The organism is Planktotalea sp., from assembly GCF_018607995.1.
Lineage (GTDB): Bacteria > Pseudomonadota > Alphaproteobacteria > Rhodobacterales > Rhodobacteraceae > Planktotalea.
Genome location: NZ_JABBAL010000034.1, coordinates 52,855 through 69,671 on the forward strand (window position 1 = coordinate 52,855; position 16,817 = coordinate 69,671).

At 50.5% G+C, this 16,817-nt stretch carries 17 protein-coding genes and 3 pseudogenes; 10 read left to right on the plus strand and 10 right to left on the minus strand.

Annotated elements, in window-relative coordinates; genetic code table 11:
• Position 1 precedes the first annotated feature (1 nt).
• Positions 2 to 1,063 carry a hypothetical protein gene (locus QZ280_RS14530; RefSeq protein WP_293445478.1) on the plus strand — a complete coding sequence of 354 codons (1,062 nt, stop codon included), beginning with the start codon at positions 2 to 4 and terminating at the stop codon, positions 1,061 to 1,063.
• Positions 1,064 to 1,318: 255 nt separating this feature from the next.
• Complete coding sequence (locus tag QZ280_RS14535) at positions 1,319 to 1,900, plus strand: hypothetical protein (RefSeq protein ID WP_293445480.1); 582 nt, start codon at positions 1,319 to 1,321, stop codon at positions 1,898 to 1,900.
• Between the two features lie 27 nt (positions 1,901 to 1,927).
• Here the strand turns inward: QZ280_RS14535 and QZ280_RS14540 are convergent, their stop codons facing one another.
• The 4 genes from QZ280_RS14540 to QZ280_RS14555 form a co-directional block, all read right to left on the minus strand.
• Positions 1,928 to 2,272: a VanZ family protein gene (locus QZ280_RS14540; RefSeq protein ID WP_293445482.1), complete on the minus strand. Its 345-nt coding sequence runs from the start codon at positions 2,270 to 2,272 to the stop codon at positions 1,928 to 1,930.
• Positions 2,273 to 3,105: 833 nt separating this feature from the next.
• Positions 3,106 to 3,876 carry a peroxide stress protein YaaA gene (gene yaaA / locus QZ280_RS14545; protein ID WP_293445484.1) on the minus strand — a complete coding sequence of 257 codons (771 nt, stop codon included), beginning with the start codon at positions 3,874 to 3,876 and terminating at the stop codon, positions 3,106 to 3,108.
• Positions 3,877 to 3,905: 29 nt separating this feature from the next.
• Complete coding sequence (recQ, locus tag QZ280_RS14550) at positions 3,906 to 5,951, minus strand: DNA helicase RecQ (protein ID WP_293445486.1); 2,046 nt, start codon at positions 5,949 to 5,951, stop codon at positions 3,906 to 3,908.
• A 76-nt stretch (positions 5,952 to 6,027) separates the two neighbouring features.
• Entirely contained in the window at positions 6,028 to 6,315 is a 288-nt protein-coding gene (locus QZ280_RS14555) for a YggT family protein (RefSeq protein WP_293445488.1), read from the minus strand.
• A 129-nt stretch (positions 6,316 to 6,444) separates the two neighbouring features.
• Here QZ280_RS14555 and QZ280_RS14560 point away from each other — a divergent pair, with 129 nt between their 5' ends.
• The 7 genes from QZ280_RS14560 (at position 6,445) to arfB (ending at position 11,550) form a co-directional block, all read left to right on the plus strand.
• Positions 6,445 to 6,981, plus strand: a complete 537-nt coding sequence (locus tag QZ280_RS14560; RefSeq protein ID WP_293445490.1) for an acyl-CoA thioesterase — start codon at positions 6,445 to 6,447, stop codon at positions 6,979 to 6,981.
• 58 nt (positions 6,982 to 7,039) lie between these two features.
• Positions 7,040 to 8,413, plus strand: coding sequence for an MFS transporter (locus QZ280_RS14565; protein WP_293445492.1), 1,374 nt, complete (start codon positions 7,040 to 7,042; stop codon positions 8,411 to 8,413).
• Positions 8,413 to 9,282, plus strand: a complete 870-nt coding sequence (gene mepA / locus QZ280_RS14570) for a penicillin-insensitive murein endopeptidase (protein WP_293445599.1) — start codon at positions 8,413 to 8,415, stop codon at positions 9,280 to 9,282. The genes QZ280_RS14565 and mepA overlap by 1 nt, the downstream gene beginning before the upstream one ends.
• Positions 9,255 to 9,614, plus strand: coding sequence for a hypothetical protein (locus QZ280_RS14575; RefSeq protein ID WP_293445494.1), 360 nt, complete (start codon positions 9,255 to 9,257; stop codon positions 9,612 to 9,614). The genes mepA and QZ280_RS14575 overlap by 28 nt, the downstream gene beginning before the upstream one ends.
• A 214-nt stretch (positions 9,615 to 9,828) precedes the next feature.
• The gene (locus QZ280_RS16480; RefSeq protein ID WP_365734825.1) at positions 9,829 to 10,143 is read left to right on the plus strand and encodes an esterase-like activity of phytase family protein; all 315 of its coding nucleotides are present in this window, start codon (positions 9,829 to 9,831) and stop codon (positions 10,141 to 10,143) included.
• A gap of 90 nt (positions 10,144 to 10,233) precedes the next feature.
• Positions 10,234 to 10,866 (plus strand): queuosine precursor transporter, encoded by a 633-nt coding sequence (locus tag QZ280_RS14585; protein ID WP_293445498.1) that lies wholly within the window; start codon positions 10,234 to 10,236, stop codon positions 10,864 to 10,866.
• A gap of 261 nt (positions 10,867 to 11,127) precedes the next feature.
• Entirely contained in the window at positions 11,128 to 11,550 is a 423-nt protein-coding gene (gene arfB / locus QZ280_RS14590; protein ID WP_293445500.1) for an alternative ribosome rescue aminoacyl-tRNA hydrolase ArfB, read from the plus strand.
• Here arfB and pncB read toward each other — a convergent pair.
• The 5 genes and pseudogenes from pncB to pncA all read right to left on the minus strand — a co-directional run bounded on the left by pncB (position 11,547) and on the right by pncA (position 15,713).
• Positions 11,547 to 12,839, minus strand: a complete 1,293-nt coding sequence (gene pncB / locus QZ280_RS14595; RefSeq protein WP_293445602.1) for a nicotinate phosphoribosyltransferase — start codon at positions 12,837 to 12,839, stop codon at positions 11,547 to 11,549. The genes arfB and pncB overlap by 4 nt on opposite strands.
• Positions 12,840 to 13,055: 216 nt before the next feature.
• Positions 13,056 to 13,145 (minus strand): annotated as a pseudogene (locus QZ280_RS16485) (response regulator); the annotation flags it as partial.
• Positions 13,146 to 13,163: 18 nt separating this feature from the next.
• Positions 13,164 to 13,475: pseudogene (locus QZ280_RS16490) on the minus strand (ATP-binding protein); the annotation flags it as partial.
• A 671-nt stretch (positions 13,476 to 14,146) separates the two neighbouring features.
• On the minus strand, positions 14,147 to 14,266 hold the full coding sequence (locus QZ280_RS14600) for a PAS domain S-box protein (RefSeq protein WP_293445502.1): 120 nt from the start codon (positions 14,264 to 14,266) through the stop codon (positions 14,147 to 14,149).
• 844 nt (positions 14,267 to 15,110) lie between these two features.
• Positions 15,111 to 15,713, minus strand: coding sequence for a bifunctional nicotinamidase/pyrazinamidase (pncA, locus tag QZ280_RS14605; RefSeq protein WP_293445504.1), 603 nt, complete (start codon positions 15,711 to 15,713; stop codon positions 15,111 to 15,113).
• 76 nt (positions 15,714 to 15,789) lie between these two features.
• Here pncA and QZ280_RS14610 point away from each other — a divergent pair, with 76 nt between their 5' ends.
• Entirely contained in the window at positions 15,790 to 16,689 is a 900-nt protein-coding gene (locus QZ280_RS14610) for a rhodanese-related sulfurtransferase (RefSeq protein ID WP_293445506.1), read from the plus strand.
• A gap of 15 nt (positions 16,690 to 16,704) precedes the next feature.
• Here the strand turns inward: QZ280_RS14610 and QZ280_RS14615 are convergent.
• Positions 16,705 to 16,800 (minus strand): annotated as a pseudogene (locus tag QZ280_RS14615) (flagellar biosynthesis protein FlgI); the annotation flags it as partial.
• Positions 16,801 to 16,817: the final 17 nt, after the last annotated feature.

Here is a 16,817-nt window from a genome sequence, read left to right on the forward strand (position 1 = left end):
AATGACAATTGGAATTTTAATAGATGATAATGATAGATATAATTTTTTCCTCAAGGTTCTGAAATCATCATTCGCTAAAAATATCGGTGGCGTGTTATTTTTACACACCAAGTACTATAGTTACATTCGAAATGTATCAGATGGAAATCAGCACCTACTTCTTAAAGCAAAACATGTCGAAATCTGTGATTTCAAGGATTGTATTGAAGCTCACATATACGATCGATTGCCACCATCTGTTGATTTGGATCGTAAATCGGCTAAAGCTGTTCAACAGGTTACAGAATTATGGATATATTCCGGGTTTCAATTTGCTGCAAAAGTTGTTGGCCAATATAACCAAAAAAAACGATTTTTTGAGATTGGTAATTTTCCGGCGACATTCCAGGAAAATACTTTTGGAGTGAATTCTGATCGCCAAATTGAAGTTGGAACTAGTGACGAAGAAATAGTTCTTAAATTAAGGAACGAGTTGCTTGATTTTATTCCGCCCCACGTGAATAAGAGAGTAATTAATCGTTTACTTGAAACTTCTGTCAATTTAATTAGCTCGAGAATATTAAGAACTATTGCATTCCGAGCTTCTTTTTCGGATATTATTATGCGTGCTTATCGTATAAATAAAGCTCGGGCGTTTGTAAGAACGTACCAAAAGAATTCTCCGACAGGGGATTATAATTTATTTATTGCGCAAGTTGAAAACGATAGTCAAACGATTTACCAATCCTGTGAAACTCAACTAAGTGCGCTAAAAAAATCTATTGCGTTAAGTAAAGCGGACGGCCGCCCTTTAGTCGTTAGATTGCACCCAGGCGAAAAAGACTATAGGCCTCTTAAAGATCTAATTAAATTTTGCAAATTAAATAACGTTGAAATTTGTAATAAGGGTTCTCTTTTACAGGTAGTTCAAGAGGAGCGTAATATTTACACGGTTAATTCGACGGGTGGTGCACATGCTTTACTTTTGGGTGCAAAAGTAACCTGCTTTGGATCAGCGTTTTACGAGGGCTGGACTGCAGAAAATGTAGCGTTTTATGCAACGGAAATTTTGAGAAAGTTTTAGTACCCTTCTGTCACCTGATCGCGGATAATAGTCGAACTATGATCGTAGCTGAGCTAAAGTCCTTGGATCCGTCAAGCCGCGGGAAAGCGACGGCTGAGGCTATTGCAATCGGTGTCGATCCCCGGCTCATACTAAGCAAGCAATACTTCGAAAACTTCAACTACCGACGCCACTCGGACACCCTTCCCAACTTGGAGAAACGCGCCCGCCAGCTGTCTGCGGAGTACCGAGAAGTTCAGAAGGCGAGGCCGATCGATGTCGTTCCAGTCTCGCAGTCTTAGTAGGGGTTCGCGTGGCGCTACTGGGCCCGTCACGGATGCTGGCAAGGCTGTCTCGTCTCAGAACGCGCGTAAGCACGGCCTAAACGCGCCGCCCGGTAAAGCGATCGTCACGAAGTGGTTTAATGTCATTCTGAATAACAGAGGAGACGACCAGGAGGAGCCAAGCGCAGCCGATCCGCGCCGGGAGGCGGCGCTGAGGCTGGCAATTGCCGAGGCGCGCTACCACCGGGCGCTCCACAAAGTTGACACCCACGAGCGCGAGCCGGGTTCCGCGCAGCAGCTTGCGATCAAGTTGCGCCAAGAGATTTGGGATGTTCTTGCCGGTATGCCAAAGAAAATAGCCGACGGGCCACCTGATCCACACGCGCTAGCCTACGCAAATTTTGCCATCAAGCAACTCGAGGAATTGTTTGCGCAGATCGGCCGAGAGCGTCGCCTATACCGCCGTTACCTCGGCGAGGCGCGGGCGCAGCGCCGGAAAGCATTGAGGGCTTGGTGTGCCTTTAACCGTCACGAACACCTAAATTCCCGAAACGAACTCAAATCACAATTATAGGGAGAATACTGGGCCGAACTTAGATCGTTAGCGCCTGCGTAGGCGGCGGTAGAGCAGGCCCAAGCTAATGCCCAAGGCCACTCCCACGACGTCCGCTATCCAGTCGTTGACGTCGGCGCTGCGGTTGAAGCTGGGCTGAATGAGTTCAATGATGCCGCCGAAGGAGCTCGCGCCGATGAAGACGGGCAGCAGCCCGAAGCGTCCGGTGCGCGCAAGCGGGAAAGCGAGCGCCGCGAAGGCTAAGAAGTGCACGAGCTTGTCGCTTCCCTCCGGCGCTGGGGGCGGCGCCTGCAGGGGCCAGAGCATCGCGACACACAGGGTGAGCGTCACGGCGAGCGTCAGGGGGATGTCGAGGTACTTGCGAATAGTCACCGCCTAAAGGCGCTAGGCAAAGAACACAAGGGAAAGCTATCATTTGGGAGTTTTGCGGTTAAGTAGAAATAGGCTTTAAATCAGGGGGTTGGAGGTTCCGATAAGCTAAAATTCTGGGTAAGTGATTGCAGTCGTTCGTGTTACCCAAGAAGCAATTGAAAGCGCATCATAATTGCGCTGGATGCTAACGTTTTACTGCGCTAGCGTGAATGGGTACAGCGCACTTTCTACACAAACATTGCCAAAATATTTAACATAATCTGCTATTAAATTTTAAGTACCAGTCGGAGACATCTCTATGGCTACAATGAATTTTCGCACCCTTATTAGTTAGTTTGGGGACACGCATGCGTATTACAATGGCCCCGGATGGCAGCACGTTCCACGATGCTTTAGCAATCGGTTCAGCGACTAGCATTGCAAATCAACCAAGGCGGCCCCGCTTCAAAACCCGTACGAATTACAACAACTACGTCGGTGTCGAAACATGGGCTTAGCTGGGCACCAACACCACTGAATACAATGATCAAATCTGGTTTGACACTGCCACCAATCTCTTCACAGCGCCTGCCACAGACACTAACCTGCTAGCGACATCCTTGACGTACAAAACCAAAAGCAATGCGGACGCGCGCAAGAAATTTGCGTTAAAGAAAAAACGAAGCGCACTTATATCCCGATCTTCGCCATAATCGCACATGCGATGCCAGGTGACCAAGAGGCCATTTTAGATGCAGGCTTGGATCGCTATCTAACTAAACCGTTAAAAAGGCGCTTGTCATTGAACAGATCGAGCAGGTTCAAGTCTAAGGCACTCAACCTATTCGCGCAGATCAGGCTGGATAATCGCGCAAAAACACCCAACAGTCGCCTTCGCTCATATCCTGTTGGAACGCGTAACCACCTGAATTGAATGCTTTGATCTCTTCCGCGTTCTCCACGCGGTTTTGGATAATATAGCGTGCCATCGCGCCGCGTGCTTTTTTGGCGAAGAAGCTAACGATCTTGGCTTTTCCGTCTTTTAATTCCATGAACACAGGCGTGATCACACGCAATTTCAACGCCTTTGGAGCGACAGCGCCAAAGTACTCCTGACTCGCGCAATTGACCAACGTGTCAGTGCCTATGACCTCTGCTTGAGTGTTGAGCATTTTCGATAAATCCGTGCGCCAATAATCATAAAGCGAAGTGCCACGACGGGTTTTCAAACGCGATCCCATTTCCAAACGATACGGCTGAATCGCATCTAGAGGTCGCAAAACCCCGTAAAGCCCCGACAAAATCCGCAAATGATCTTGCGCCCAGCGCATCTCGTCGCCGTCCAAGCTTGTGGCTTCCAAGCCTTGATACGTATCGCCCGCAAACGCCAAGGCAGCGGGACGCACCAAATCATCACTCGGTTCCGCTTCAAACGCTTGAAACCGGTCGCGATTAAGCCGTGCCAAATCCTCACTGAGGTGCATCAGCTTGCGCAATTCGCCAAGGGTCAGGTTCTTCGCTGTTTTTGACAAACGAACCGCATCGGCTTGCAGGTCAGGCGCACTCATCTCGACGTCACGCTCTGCCCAATCCAATCGCTTGGCCGGTGAAATCACAACTAACATACTCGCCCCCTTGTTTGCTTTGCTTAGATCTAGCTCGCTTCCCTGAGGACGTCCAGAAAAGCGCGGCCAAATCTTTCACTGCGCCGTTCCCCAAGGATACGTTCAAGCGCCATTTCATTCTGTGGTTTTTGCGCTGCGACCTTAGCAAGGAGTGAAGCGGAACAGCTGAGTGGCTTGTCATGACCCTCCCCGCCACGCGCAAGATCGGCCTGGACTTCAAGCAAACGATCAAAAAGTGTACCACTGTCACGCCCCGCAAGTTTGCGACGCGCAGGATGAAGCGTTTCGACCTCGCCATTGATCACTTCGATAAAAGCCGCGCCATAAGTGTCGAGCTTCTTCGCGCCCACCCCACCAATCCGCGCCATATCATCCAGCGTTTTGGGGCGCACTTGCGCCATTTCGATCAGCGTTTTGTCGTTGAAAACGATGTAGGCTGGCACGCGCGCGGTTTCCGCAAGGCCACGTCGCTTCGCTTTTAGCGCCGACAGCAAAGGCGCATCTTCCTCGCTTACGAGGGCTTTGACAGACGGTGAAAACTTCGAGGCGGCTTTGATGCTATCGCGGCGCAACCGGATCGAGGCTTCACCCCTTAGGATCGGCATTGCCTCATCCGTCATGCGCAAAGCGCCATGGCGTTCTGGATCAGGGCGCACCAAATCGTGACCCATCATCTGACGAAACACCGCCTGCCATTCACGTTTGCTGTATTCTTTGCCAACGCCGTAGGTCGGCAAATCTTCATGCCCACGCGTAAGAACTTTGTCGGTTTCATTGCCCAAAAGAATGTCGATCAAGTGGCCCGCACCGAAGTATTCATTGGTGCGCAGAATAGCGGACAACGCTTTTCGCACAGCAATCGTGCCATCAAACACATCCACAGGCGTGTCACACAGATCGCAGTTTTTGCACGTCACATTAGTTTCACCAAAATACGCGAGCAAGCTCGCGCGGCGACAATCAAGCGCTTCAGCCAGACCAAGAAGTGCGTTCAAACGCGCATGATCCGCCGTGCGTCGTTCGGGGGGCGCGAGGCCTTCGTCAATCTGGCTACGGCGCAGGCGAATATCGTCAGGCCCATAAAGGGTGAGCGTTTCAGCCGGCGCACCATCACGACCGCCGCGACCGATTTCTTGGTAATAGGCCTCAATGGATTTGGGCAAATCCGCGTGGGCGACCCAGCGAATATCAGGCTTATCAACGCCCATCCCAAAGGCAACGGTGGCCACGACAATCAACCCATCTTCACGTTGAAAGCGCGCTTCAACCTTGCGACGTGCATCGGGGTCCATGCCACCATGATAGAAACACGCACTATGTCCCGCTTGATTTAGCGCGCCAGACAGACCTTCAGTTTTCGCGCGCGTGCCGCAATAGACTATCCCCGATTGACCTTTACGCGCAGCTGCAAAGCTGAGGATCTGCTGGCGCGGGCCATCTTTGGCAGCGAAAGCTAGGTGGATGTTAGGGCGATCAAAGCCATGCAGAAAAGTTTGCGGGGTCTGGCCATCGAATAAACGCTCTGCGATCTCGACGCGCGTTTCTGCATCGGCGGTGGCGGTGAAGGCAGCAATTGGCACGTTCAACGTGCGACGCAGATCACCGATACGCAGATAGTCGGGGCGAAAATCGTGACCCCATTGGCTAACGCAATGCGCCTCGTCTACAGCAATTCGGCGCACACCCGCGCGGCGCAGCAGATTGACGGCACCACCAGAAGCAAGCCGCTCCGGTGCCATATACAAAAGTCGCAAAGTGCCTGCGTCAATCGCCTCGAACACCGCATTTGTTTCTTCGTCCGTGTTGCCAGAGGTCAGCGCACCCGCGACAACACCACTTGCTTTCAGCGCTTGAACCTGATCGCGCATCAACGCGATTAAAGGAGAGATGACAACCGTTAATCCACTGTCATCCATCAAGGCAGGCAGCTGATAGCAAAGCGATTTACCACCGCCTGTCGGCATGATCGCGAGCACGTTTTGATCGCCCGCCACAGCATCAACAATATCGCGCTGGCCAGGGCGAAAGGCGTCAAATCCGAAAACGTCGCTTAACAGCGATGCGGCGCGGTCCATGGGATGTCCTGTAATGGCATTGCTATGCTCTTACTGGATATGTCTCATAGGTTAGCAACTCACACAAGATGGTGTATTAGTAAAAGGCCTGGATATTATTCGCGATAACGATGCGCAACGCGTATACGCCGACCAGCGCGATCAAAGGCGCAAGGTCAATGCCCGCCATATTCGGTAAAAAGCTGCGAATTTTTGAATACACAGGCTCTAATATACGATTCAAACCATACCAAATCTGCGCAATTAATTGTTGGTTGAGATTGAGGACCTGAAAATTGATCAGCCAGCTCATGATTACATGAGCCACGATGAAGAACCACGCGATATCAAGGATCAGCATCAGGATTTGGAAAAGCGACAACATGGGGCAGGCTCCGGAATTTCTATTCGTTCCCTAGGTAGTCGCGCAAAGGGTCGGCGGCAAGTGCCGTGGGGTCGCGACTTGACGCGAATGCAAACTATCGCAAGTGAGGGGCGCAATAGGAGCGCGCACATGTACCCTTTCATTCGTATGACCAAAGCTTTGTGGCAAAGCCGAAACCTACCTGCGATCGGGTTTGACGAAACCCACGTGTCGCATCACCGGTGTTGGCCTTGGGACATCGATATGTGGATGGAGCTGAACAATGGGCGCACGCTAACTCTGCTCGATCTCGGGCGTATTCCCTTGGCGAAGCGCGCGGGTTTGATCGATGTGCTTAAAGGCAACCGTTGGGGTCTGACGATGGCTGGAGTATCTGTGCGGTATCGCAGGCGCATTCGCACGTTTGAAGCCTTCACGATGAAATCACGCGCAGTGTGTTGGGATGAACGGTTCTTCTATCTCGAACAATGCATGATCAAAAGCGACGGCGAGGTCGCTAATCACGCCCTCTACCGAGCGGCGGTGACCGATAAATCCGGTATCCTGACGCCCGCGCGCGTAGCGGAAGCAATGGGGCGCGATACAGTATCGCCGCCCATTCCCGCGTGGGTCGCCAACTGGATCGAAGCGGATGCAAGCCGCCCTTGGCCGCCGATGCAGGACTAAACGCTTGCGCGGATGAGTTTGTATCTGTCTAACTGTTCCAAGCACAGGGGACAGAAAAATGACAAGCGCAAACGCTAACAAAAACTTGCGGAAACGCGTCTGGGGTTGGTACTTTTTCGACTTCGCGAGCCAACCCTATCATACGGTTCTCAACACATTTATCTTCGGTCCCTTCTTTGTGGCGATTGCTGCGACTTACTACCTTGGCCAAGGGCTTGAGAAAGGGATCGCCGACGCCAATGCGCAATCCATTTGGGCGTGGACAACTGCGCTGATCGGGCTGATCATCGCTTTTTCTGCCCCCATTTTCGGCGCGATGGCGGATAGCACAGGGCGCAAAATGCCGTGGGTCATGTCGTTCAGTATTATGTATGTGCTGGGATGCGCAGCCCTTTGGTATACCGCGCCGGATGCGAGCAATTTATTCTGGATGCTCGCTGCCTTCGGCGTCGGCTTTATCGGTGCTGAATACGCGCTTATTTTCACCAACGCGCAATTGCCGGGTTTGGGTGCACGGGAACAGATTGGTAAAATCTCCGGCTCCGGCTTTGCATTTGGCTATCTTGGTGGTGTAATCGCACTGGCCATCGCGCTTTTGTTACTGGTGGAACAGGGCAACGGGAAGACAGTCGCGGGCCTTGATCCTTTGTTCGGTCTTAATCCTGCGGCACACGAAGGAACGCGCGCGACGGGTCCCTTCGCGGCCATTTGGTTCATTGTGTTCATGATCCCTTATTTTCTCTGGGTACGCGAAGTGCGCACCGATCAAGTCAGATCCAGCTTTTCAGAGGCCTTTTCACAGGTCATCGCTTCGCTTAAAGGTCTCAAATCCCGCCGCTCTCTTGGGTACTTTCTTGTTGGCTCAATGTTCTACCGCGATGCGCTGAACGGGCTTTACGCGTTTGGTGGGGTATACGCGAAACTGGTGCTCGATTGGGAAGTCACTCAAATCGGCGTCTTCGGTGTTGTTGCTGCAATCGGCGCGGCGGTGTTTAGCTATCTTGGTGGCTTTGCAGATCGCCGATTTGGTCCAAAACCTGTGATCACCTTTACGATTATCATTCTGATGTGCGTCAGCCTTACGGTGATCAACATAACCCCTGACACGGTCTATGGCATAGGTGTCGCAGCAGGCACACCTGACCTTCTCTTCATCATTTGTGGCGTTTTAATCGGTGGTATGGGTGGTATGCTACAATCCTCAAGCCGCTCTTTGATGGTGCGCCACACGGACGCTGACAACGCGACCGAATATTTCGGGCTTTATGGTCTGTCTGGTCGCGCTACCGCGTTCCTTGCGCCGCTTCTCATCGGGATCGTCACAACCGTTACGCAAAGTGCCCGTCTAGGCGTATCGCCTGTGATCTTCCTTTTCTTGATCGGCCTAATCCTGCTAGCCTACGTCCATAAAAATGGCGATTTTGAAAAATGATGCGCGTTGTTGCCGTTGTTCTGAGTTTGGTTGTCGCCCTCCCTTTGTCCGCAGCACCAGAAGCAAAACAGCTTTTTGGTGCTGCAAAAAATGGCTCCACCCAGCGCGCCGCACCTTTGGGATCTTACACGAAAGGCTGCGCTGCCGGCTCGGTCGCATTGCCCGAAACGGGACCAACGTGGCAAGCCATGCGCCTGTCGCGCAATCGCAATTGGGGTCATCCGACGACAATCGATTTCATTCAAAAACTCTCTGCCAAGGCCGCGCAATTGCCTGGCTGGAATGGGCTTTATATTGGCGACATCAGCCAACCACGCGGCGGCCCTATGCTTTCTGGCCATCGCAGCCATCAGATTGGTCTCGACATCGATATCTGGATGTTGCCTGCGAATAATCTCAAACTTTCGCGTCGTGAACGCGAGAAGGTCAGCTCTATCTCGCTGCGTCGCGCGAAGGGTGCGTATATTAACAGCAAGTTCACGGTCCAGCACATGGAAATCATGAAAGCGGCAGCAAAAGACAAACGTACCGCACGCATTTTTGTGTTCCCCGGTGCAAAAGTTGCGATGTGCAACGCGGAGAAAGGCAATCGTCGGTGGTTACGTAAAATTCGACCTTGGTATGGGCATCACTATCATTTTCACGTGCGCCTTGCCTGCCCCAAAGATGCGCGCGAATGTAAAGATCAGAACCCGCCACCTGCTGGCGATGGCTGTGCAGATGCACAAAAATGGGTGAATGACATTTTGAACCCGCCAAAGGCCAAGCCGCGCGATCCGAATGCACCTAAGCCCAAGCCTCGGGTGCGCCGCAAATATGTTCTTTCTGACCTGCCTCAGCAATGCGCCGACGTTCTTCGCTCGCGCTAGCGATTTGCGCCGCTCTCTGTGCGTCGCCGCTTTTTGCTGAGCCACGCGCAGAACCGGTTGCACATTTCTCATGGCATCCAGAATACAAATATTCCAGTGGAGTTTCTGAACTAGAAGTCAACGCCGATGGGTTGCGTTTTGTTTCTGTCAGCGACGATGACACGCTATATCGTGGCAACCTTACGCGCGATCAGGATGGCTTATTGGAAAGTGCGACCCTAGTCGAAACCATTCCTTTAGTTATCGAAGACGGAACGCGAACTGACCCAAAACGCTACCGCGATATGGAGGGTCTCACTGGCGTCCAACGGTGTGATCCACATCTCTGCTGAACATAATTCACGCACTCTAAGCTATGCAGACGCAAAGGGCACACCCGACACACAGCAGCTTCCTTTCGTCAAAACAAACACGCCCAAGAACGTCGGGTACGAAGCCTTCGCGATTTCGCCAGAAGGACATTTAATCGTCATGCGCGAAAAATCTGCCAGCATTCAAACACAATTTTGAATTTACCAAAGAGCTACTGATGGCACATGGAGCACCATCTACAACCTTCCCCGTGTTGGTAGCTTTCGTCCAGTTGGCGCAGATTTTGAGCCAGATGGTCATCTTTACGTGCTAACGCGTGGTTTCAACGGTTTCGCGTTTGCCACGCAGATAGAGCGTGTCCAGCTTAGTAACGGCAAACCCGTTGGGCAAGGGCGTATATTCGCCAGTGAATTCGGACAATTCGATAATCTTGAGGGTATTTCTGTTTGGCGTGATCAACAGGGAAAAATTCGTCTCATGGCGACCTCTGACGAAAAATTTAGTCGCTTCCAATCCACCATCATCGTTGAGTTTGAGCTGCAGGAATAACTTGCCATACACCGTTACAAGGCCTAAACGGCATCGACTCTCACTTAAGAGAGGAAGTAGCCGCAACCTTGTAAAAAACGGGCACTCAATATGACACGCACTTATCTTCCTGGCATCCTTGCCATGGCAACCATCGTTGTTGCCTCTAATATCCTCGTACAGTTTCTGTTTGGTCAATGGCTGACGTGGGGCGCATTTACCTACCCCTTCGCGTTCCTTGTGACGGACCTGATGAACCGCATCTATGGTGCGAACGCCGCGCGCCGCGTAATTTTCGTGGGTTTCGTGATTGGCGTTATTTGCTCGCTAATCGGTACACAGATGCCAGGCGAATTCGGCCCGCTGGTCACACTTCGTATCGCAATTGGCTCCGGAACGGCGTTCCTTGTGGCACAGTTGATCGACGTCTCGATCTTCTCAGCGTTAAAAAACGACAAGTGGTGGCGCGCGCCTTTGGCGTCTTCGATTATCGGCTCTACGGTTGATACTGCGCTCTTCTTCACCATCGCATTCTCGGCTAGCCTCATTTTCCTTGAGCCGTCTAATGATGTGAGCTGGGCAAATGAAACGTTGCCAGTTCTAGGGTTCGGACCCATTGCCCCGCTCTGGACGTCCTGGGCCGTCGCTGATTGGGGCGTGAAATTGACCCTCGCCTTGATCGCATTGATGCCGTTCAAAGCAATCACCACGCGTTGGTACAAAAATAGAGAGCATTCCGCCTAAAAAACATTTGGTGTTCACCGATATCCATGCCATCCTTTCTTTGATTGAAACAAATGAGAGGAGGTGATCCTGTGTCTAAAAAGGTATTGGAGAATGGTGTTGGGACAATTTGCGAGGTGCGCCGCTAGCGGCAACCCCTAGCCGGCCTTGCGCCCGCAAATTGGCGACTGCCTAACTAGCACGCCTCCGAAACTCAGATTAAGGGCCGCTCATCGGGTGGCCCTTTTTGCGTCTGGCGGCGCGGCGTGGCATGTAAGGCGCATGTTACAAATCACACCCACCTTAGAGATTGCCGATTGGGAGCTGACGGAAACGTTCACGCGCGCCTCCGGTCCAGGTGGGCAGAATGTGAACAAAGTCTCAACTGCTGTGGAATTACGCTTTGAAGCAGATCGTTCACCAAGCCTCACAGGACCCGTCAAGTCCCGCTTGAAGCGTTTGGCTGGCCGACGTTGGACATTAGACGGTGCCTTAATCATCCGTGCAGAAGAGGAACGTAGCCAAGCCCGAAACCGGGCAATCGCACGCGAACGACTGGCCGACTTGATCCGCAAAGCGTTGGTCGCGCCGAAACAACGCATTGCAACGCGCCCCACATTGGGCAGCAAAAAACGCCGCTTGAAATCCAAGAAGGAACGCGGCGAAGTGAAAGCGCTCCGTGGTCGCATAACCGACGACGATTAAACGATCATCTCTTGGTGGGTCTGTTGGCCCAATTCAAACACGCGTTTGTATCGTTCTATCTGAGCCGCAGGACCCATTGCCTTGCCGGGATTGTCCGACAGTTTAACCGTCGGTTTTTTATCCGCTTCGACCGCTTTGCACACGATTGAAAACGGATCGAGGCCACCATCCGGCACCAATTCGCGGAAATCGTTGGTCAAAAGTGTCCCCCAACCAAAGCTCACACGCACGCGACCTTCAAACTGTTTGTGCAGCTCGATAATCTTCTCAACATCCAAACCGTCCGAAAAAATGACCAGTTTATCGCGCGGATCTTCTCCGCGCTCTTTCCACCATTTGATCGCTATTTCAGCGCCCGTCGCAGGATCACCAGAATCGATGCGAATACCCGTCCAACCCGCTAGCCAATCAGGCGCATGTTCAAGGAAGCCTTGGGTGCCATAGGTATCGGGCAAGATGATGCGGAGATTTCCATCGTGCTCTTCCTGCCAATCTTCCAAAACCTGGTAGGGGGCCTGACGCAACGCATCATCGGTCTGTGCCAGCGCAGAATAGACCATCGGCAATTCATGCGCGTTGGTTCCAATCGCTTCGATGTCGCGTTTCATTGCGATCTTGCAATTGGACGTCCCTACGAACTTCTCGCCGAGCCCTTCTTGCATCGCTTGCACACACCAATCCTGCCATAGAAAAGAATGCCGACGCCGCGTTCCAAAATCAGCAATGCGGAGGCCATCAACAGCGCACAAACGTTCGACTTTTTCCCAAACCCGGGTCATTGCGCGGGCATATAAAACCTGAAGCTCGAATTTGCCCATATTGTCTAGGACCGCTCGGCTGCGCAGCTCCATCAACACCGCGAGCGCGGGAATTTCCCACAACATGACTTCGCACCATTTGCCTTCAAACGTCAGCTCGTACTGGCCATCGCATTTTTCCAAGTGATACTCGGGGAGACGCATATTTTCGAACCACTCCATAAAGTCGGATCGAAACATTTGGCGTTTGCCGTAGAAAGTATTGCCGCGCAGCCACGTACTTTCACCGCGGCTCAGCGATAGCGAACGGATATGATCCAGTTGTTCGCGCAGCTCACCTTCGTCAATCAGGTCACCAAGACGAACCGACTTAGTTCTGTTGATCAGACTAAATTTGACGTGCGTGTTTGGGTGGCTCTGAAAGACCGATTGGCACATCAAAAGTTTATAAAAATCATCGTCAATGAGGGAGCGAATGATTGGGTCAATCTTCCATTTGTGGTTCCACACGCGTGTTGCAATATCCAAAATCGACCCTCACCTGCAAATGTTACGCCTTGATACGCCAAAGGTTTGATCGGATCAAAGCTGATTTGCTGCCATTTCAGCACTGAGTTCGGAAAGCTTCAAAAGAAAATCCGCCTTCTTCACAGGTTTTGCAAAAAAATCATCCATACCTGCGTCGAAACGAGCTTTTCGATCATTGGCAAAAGCGTTTGCTGTAAGCGCTATTATACGCGGCTGTACTTATTGTTGAGCGCGAATATGTTTCGTAGCCTCAAGTCCGTCCATTTGGGGCATAGATATATCCATGAAAATCAAATTAGGCGATAACTCTTTCGCGTTTTCAGAAGCTTATTGATCATTATGCACAAAATGAACATCAATGGGTAAGTCCCTTAGGTACTTCGAAATCAGGAACCTGTTTGTTTTGTTATCCTCCGCAACCAGGACCAACATCGATGAAATGTCCTTTGCAGCTAATGCTGACGCAACCTTTTTGCTCTGAGTGTTTTGCGCCCGACCGAGCATCAAAGTGATTTGAAATGTTGGTCCATTACCCGGTTCAGAGTGAACTACGATATCGCTATCCATGAGCCGCGCAAGTTGGCGCGAAATCGAGAGGCCAAGCTCGATTCCAGCGGCTTTTCGGGTTGTTTTGCTATCTGCTTTTTGGAATTTTCAAAGCTCTGAGCGTTGCAATCTCTAGGAACGTTGCCTTGCGATGTAGCATTAGGCCGCATTCCCAATCACATTGAGCAAAATTTACCGAATACGTCCGCTGTCGCCAATCACCTACTTCGGAAAAACTTCATCCTGAATGACGTCCAGGTAGATGCCCTTGCTCGCTGCTTGGGGGCTAAACAATTCGACGGAACTGTGAAAACAACTATTGAAATCGAATTGCCGTGGTTCCATCGTAGGGTGCCTCACATCAAGTTTTGAGATGTCCAAAATATCATTGATAATTGCCAGAAGGGCATCGGCAGATACGTTAATGGTTCACGCGTAAGCTTGCGCGTCCTAAGAAAGATCAAGGTCGGCAAAACGATCAGTCAGGCCGATGATCCCGTTCATTGATGTTATAATTTTATGGCCCATAGTGGCAAGAAATTCGCTTTTTTGCGCGCTCCCCTTTCTCAGCGAGAACCTCCGCATGGGCGAGCTCTTGTTCATGCGTTTTGATCGCAGTAATATCTGCGCTCAATCACACCAATCGTTTCAATAGATCTGTTATCCAATTTGACCGGCGCAATATTAGTTTCAACCCGGACCTTTTCACCATCTTTTCATTTATTCAAAACCTCAGCGCGAATTGGGTCACCTGTTTGAATGTGTTACGCAATCTTTTTTGAGACCTCTAAATCAATCGCCTCATCATTCAAAAAATCGGGAGGCGTTCGGCCAATCGCTTCGGAGCGCATGTAGCCTGTGATTTTTGAAAATGCTTTGTTCACCCAAGAAATTCACCCATAAGAGTCTGAAATTATGATACTATGTTTAGAATTTTCGTGCCGCGAGTGACAGCTTTCTCGCTTGCACTTCCGATTCTTTTTCAGTTTGTCGGATGCTTCTAATGCTTGCGATTTCACCAAAATTTGTCGGTTGTTCTTTTGGTGTTTCGCATCACTCAACACGACATATTGCAAAATTACATAGACGATATAGGTCATCATCAGCATCGTTAGAGCGTCGGCCGTAAAGGGTTTCAGCTGCGCGTTTGATCGCCCCAACTGATCGATAATTATGACCTAAAATGTAAGCGAATAAAGGGGCAAACCGGATCAAAGAACTAGACTTGTGATAGAGCCAAATCAAGCCAGCATTGAGCGCCGCAAACATCAAAAAAACGAGCGCGAAATTTACACCTGCTCCGCCCTGTGGCAGAAGATCGGCCAACAGGATGCAAATCGAAGTTCATAAGTCTTGAAAAGCAGCGGTCGTCATAGCCGCGATGTTCACAGTCTTATATTTTTTGCCCTGATCAAGCGCTAAAAATTGCCACTTGAGATTATAGCAATCCAATAACTCGCCACAGAGCGCGATGGCAAAAGCAAGCAAGCTAAAAAATGGTGTCGTTAGAAGCGCTACGAAACAGGAACCGACAACCGTTAAGATCTGCCGTTTTCCAAAATGTGCAATCCGTCGACGCACATATCTTTGGAACCCCTCGACAATGACGTCATCGCGACTCAAAATGGTGGCCTAGTGTTTGCTAGGCTGGGGAATCCCCTATTACTCGGGTCTCTGCTCACCCTCCTCTGTGATGCAAGAATATTAACGAATCGGGCAATGGGGCCGCTATTTCAGGGCGACCCCTGCATTTTTCATCTGTGTTAGAGCGGTATCCAAACTTCCATCAAGATCGATGGCGCGGCACGCATGGCTTTCAACTGTAACGTCATACCCGAGTTTTCGCGCATCCATAGCTGAATAATAAACGCAAAAGTCCAACGCCAAGCCAACAAGCGTTACCGATCTGACACTTCTGGATGTGAGGTATCCGTGAAGGCCTGTTACCGTTGTATGATCGTTCTCAAAGAATGTGGAGTAACTATCGATTTCTGCGCGAAATCCTTTGCGCACGACAAGCTGAGCAGTGTTCACATTTAGAGTCTTATGAAATTCTGCGCCTTCACTGCCCTGTACACAGTGGCGCGGCCACAGAACTTGCGAACCGTAAGCCATGGAAATTACTTCAAATGGGTTTTTATTAGGATGAACATCCGCGAAAGAACTATGATCACTTGGGTGCCAATCCTGCGAGAATACGTTAATATGAGAATGTTTCAGCATTTCATTTATCGGTGCGATAACCTCTGATCCCCGCGGCACAGCTAATGCTCCGCCTTCGCAAAAGTCGTTTTGAACGTCGATGACGAGCAGCGCGTCATTTTTGGGCATAATTTTCTCCTTCGCGGTAGTTGACTTGTAATAGGTCACTTGCATTGAAGGGTCAAAATCCGCTACTGACCCGCGCATGTTTACAATCGCCGCTCTCTATCACTTCGCGCCAGTCGCTGATCCCGTTCAAATGCAAAGCACGGTAAAAATGCATTGCGAAGAACTGGAAATCAAAGGCACTTTATTGATCGCCAATGAGGGCATCAATGGAACAATTTCTGGTGCAGCAGCAAATATAGATTCCATTTTGGGTTTTCTGAGTAGCATCCCGGGATTTGCAGATTTGGTTTGGAAATTGAGCACCAGTCCAGAGCAACCTTTTGCGCGTCTCAAAGTCAGGTTGAAGCGCGAGATTGTAACGATGGGTCAGCCCGACGTTGATCCAAGGGGCGCGGTCGGCCAGTATATTGAACCAGAAGATTGGAACGATTTCATAAGTGCTGAAGATGTCGTCGTGATTGATACCCGAAACGACTATGAGGTGTCGATTGGTACTTTTGATGGTGCAATCGATCCCAAAACAAAGAATTTTCGTGAATTTCCAGCTTGGTGGGAAGACAATAAGCAGCGCTTTGCAAACCAGAAGGTTGCGATGTTCTGCACGGGGGGCATCCGTTGCGAAAAATCTACGAGTTATCTGCGAAGCCAAGGGGTTGAAGAGGTGTTTCACCTAAAAGGTGGGATTTTAAAGTACTTGGAAGAGATGCCTGAAGAAAAATCTTTGTGGAACGGCGATTGTTTTGTTTTTGATCGACGTGTCTCCGTTGGCCATGGTTTGGAAATCGGGCCGCATCAACTTTGTTATGGATGTCGACGTCCGATCATGCCGGAAGATGTGAAACACGGAAATTTTGAGCTTGGCGTGTCTTGTCAGCAATGCTTCAGTGAAACGTCCGAGCAGGACAAAGATAGATTTCGTGAGCGTCAAAAACAGATTAATCTCGAGAAGCGCCGAAAAATTCGTATCGAAGATTGATCTAGTCTAACGTGTTTAGCGCACCACAAATTCAGCATGCGAGGCGCCCACCGCCTTAATGCTCTTTAAAACATCAAGCATATCGAGCGACGCGACACCAAGCGAATAAAGTCTCAATCCTCTATGAT

Bases quoted from the DNA above. Each gene is read 5' to 3' on its own strand.
- QZ280_RS14530 (WP_293445478.1), top strand. From the start codon at position 2: ATGACAATTGGAATTTTAATAGATGATAATGATAGATATAATTTTTTC.
- QZ280_RS14535 (WP_293445480.1), top strand. From the start codon at position 1,319: ATGTCGTTCCAGTCTCGCAGTCTTAGTAGGGGTTCGCGTGGCGCTACT.
- yaaA (WP_293445484.1), bottom strand. From the start codon at position 3,876: ATGTTAGTTGTGATTTCACCGGCCAAGCGATTGGATTGGGCAGAGCGT.
- recQ (WP_293445486.1), bottom strand. From the start codon at position 5,951: ATGGACCGCGCCGCATCGCTGTTAAGCGACGTTTTCGGATTTGACGCC.
- QZ280_RS14555 (WP_293445488.1), bottom strand. From the start codon at position 6,315: ATGTTGTCGCTTTTCCAAATCCTGATGCTGATCCTTGATATCGCGTGG.
- QZ280_RS14560 (WP_293445490.1), top strand. From the start codon at position 6,445: ATGTACCCTTTCATTCGTATGACCAAAGCTTTGTGGCAAAGCCGAAAC.
- QZ280_RS14565 (WP_293445492.1), top strand. From the start codon at position 7,040: ATGACAAGCGCAAACGCTAACAAAAACTTGCGGAAACGCGTCTGGGGT.
- mepA (WP_293445599.1), top strand. From the start codon at position 8,413: ATGCGCGTTGTTGCCGTTGTTCTGAGTTTGGTTGTCGCCCTCCCTTTG.
- QZ280_RS14575 (WP_293445494.1), top strand. From the start codon at position 9,255: ATGCGCCGACGTTCTTCGCTCGCGCTAGCGATTTGCGCCGCTCTCTGT.
- QZ280_RS14585 (WP_293445498.1), top strand. From the start codon at position 10,234: ATGACACGCACTTATCTTCCTGGCATCCTTGCCATGGCAACCATCGTT.
- arfB (WP_293445500.1), top strand. From the start codon at position 11,128: ATGTTACAAATCACACCCACCTTAGAGATTGCCGATTGGGAGCTGACG.
- pncA (WP_293445504.1), bottom strand. From the start codon at position 15,713: ATGCCCAAAAATGACGCGCTGCTCGTCATCGACGTTCAAAACGACTTT.
- QZ280_RS14610 (WP_293445506.1), top strand. From the start codon at position 15,790: ATGTTTACAATCGCCGCTCTCTATCACTTCGCGCCAGTCGCTGATCCC.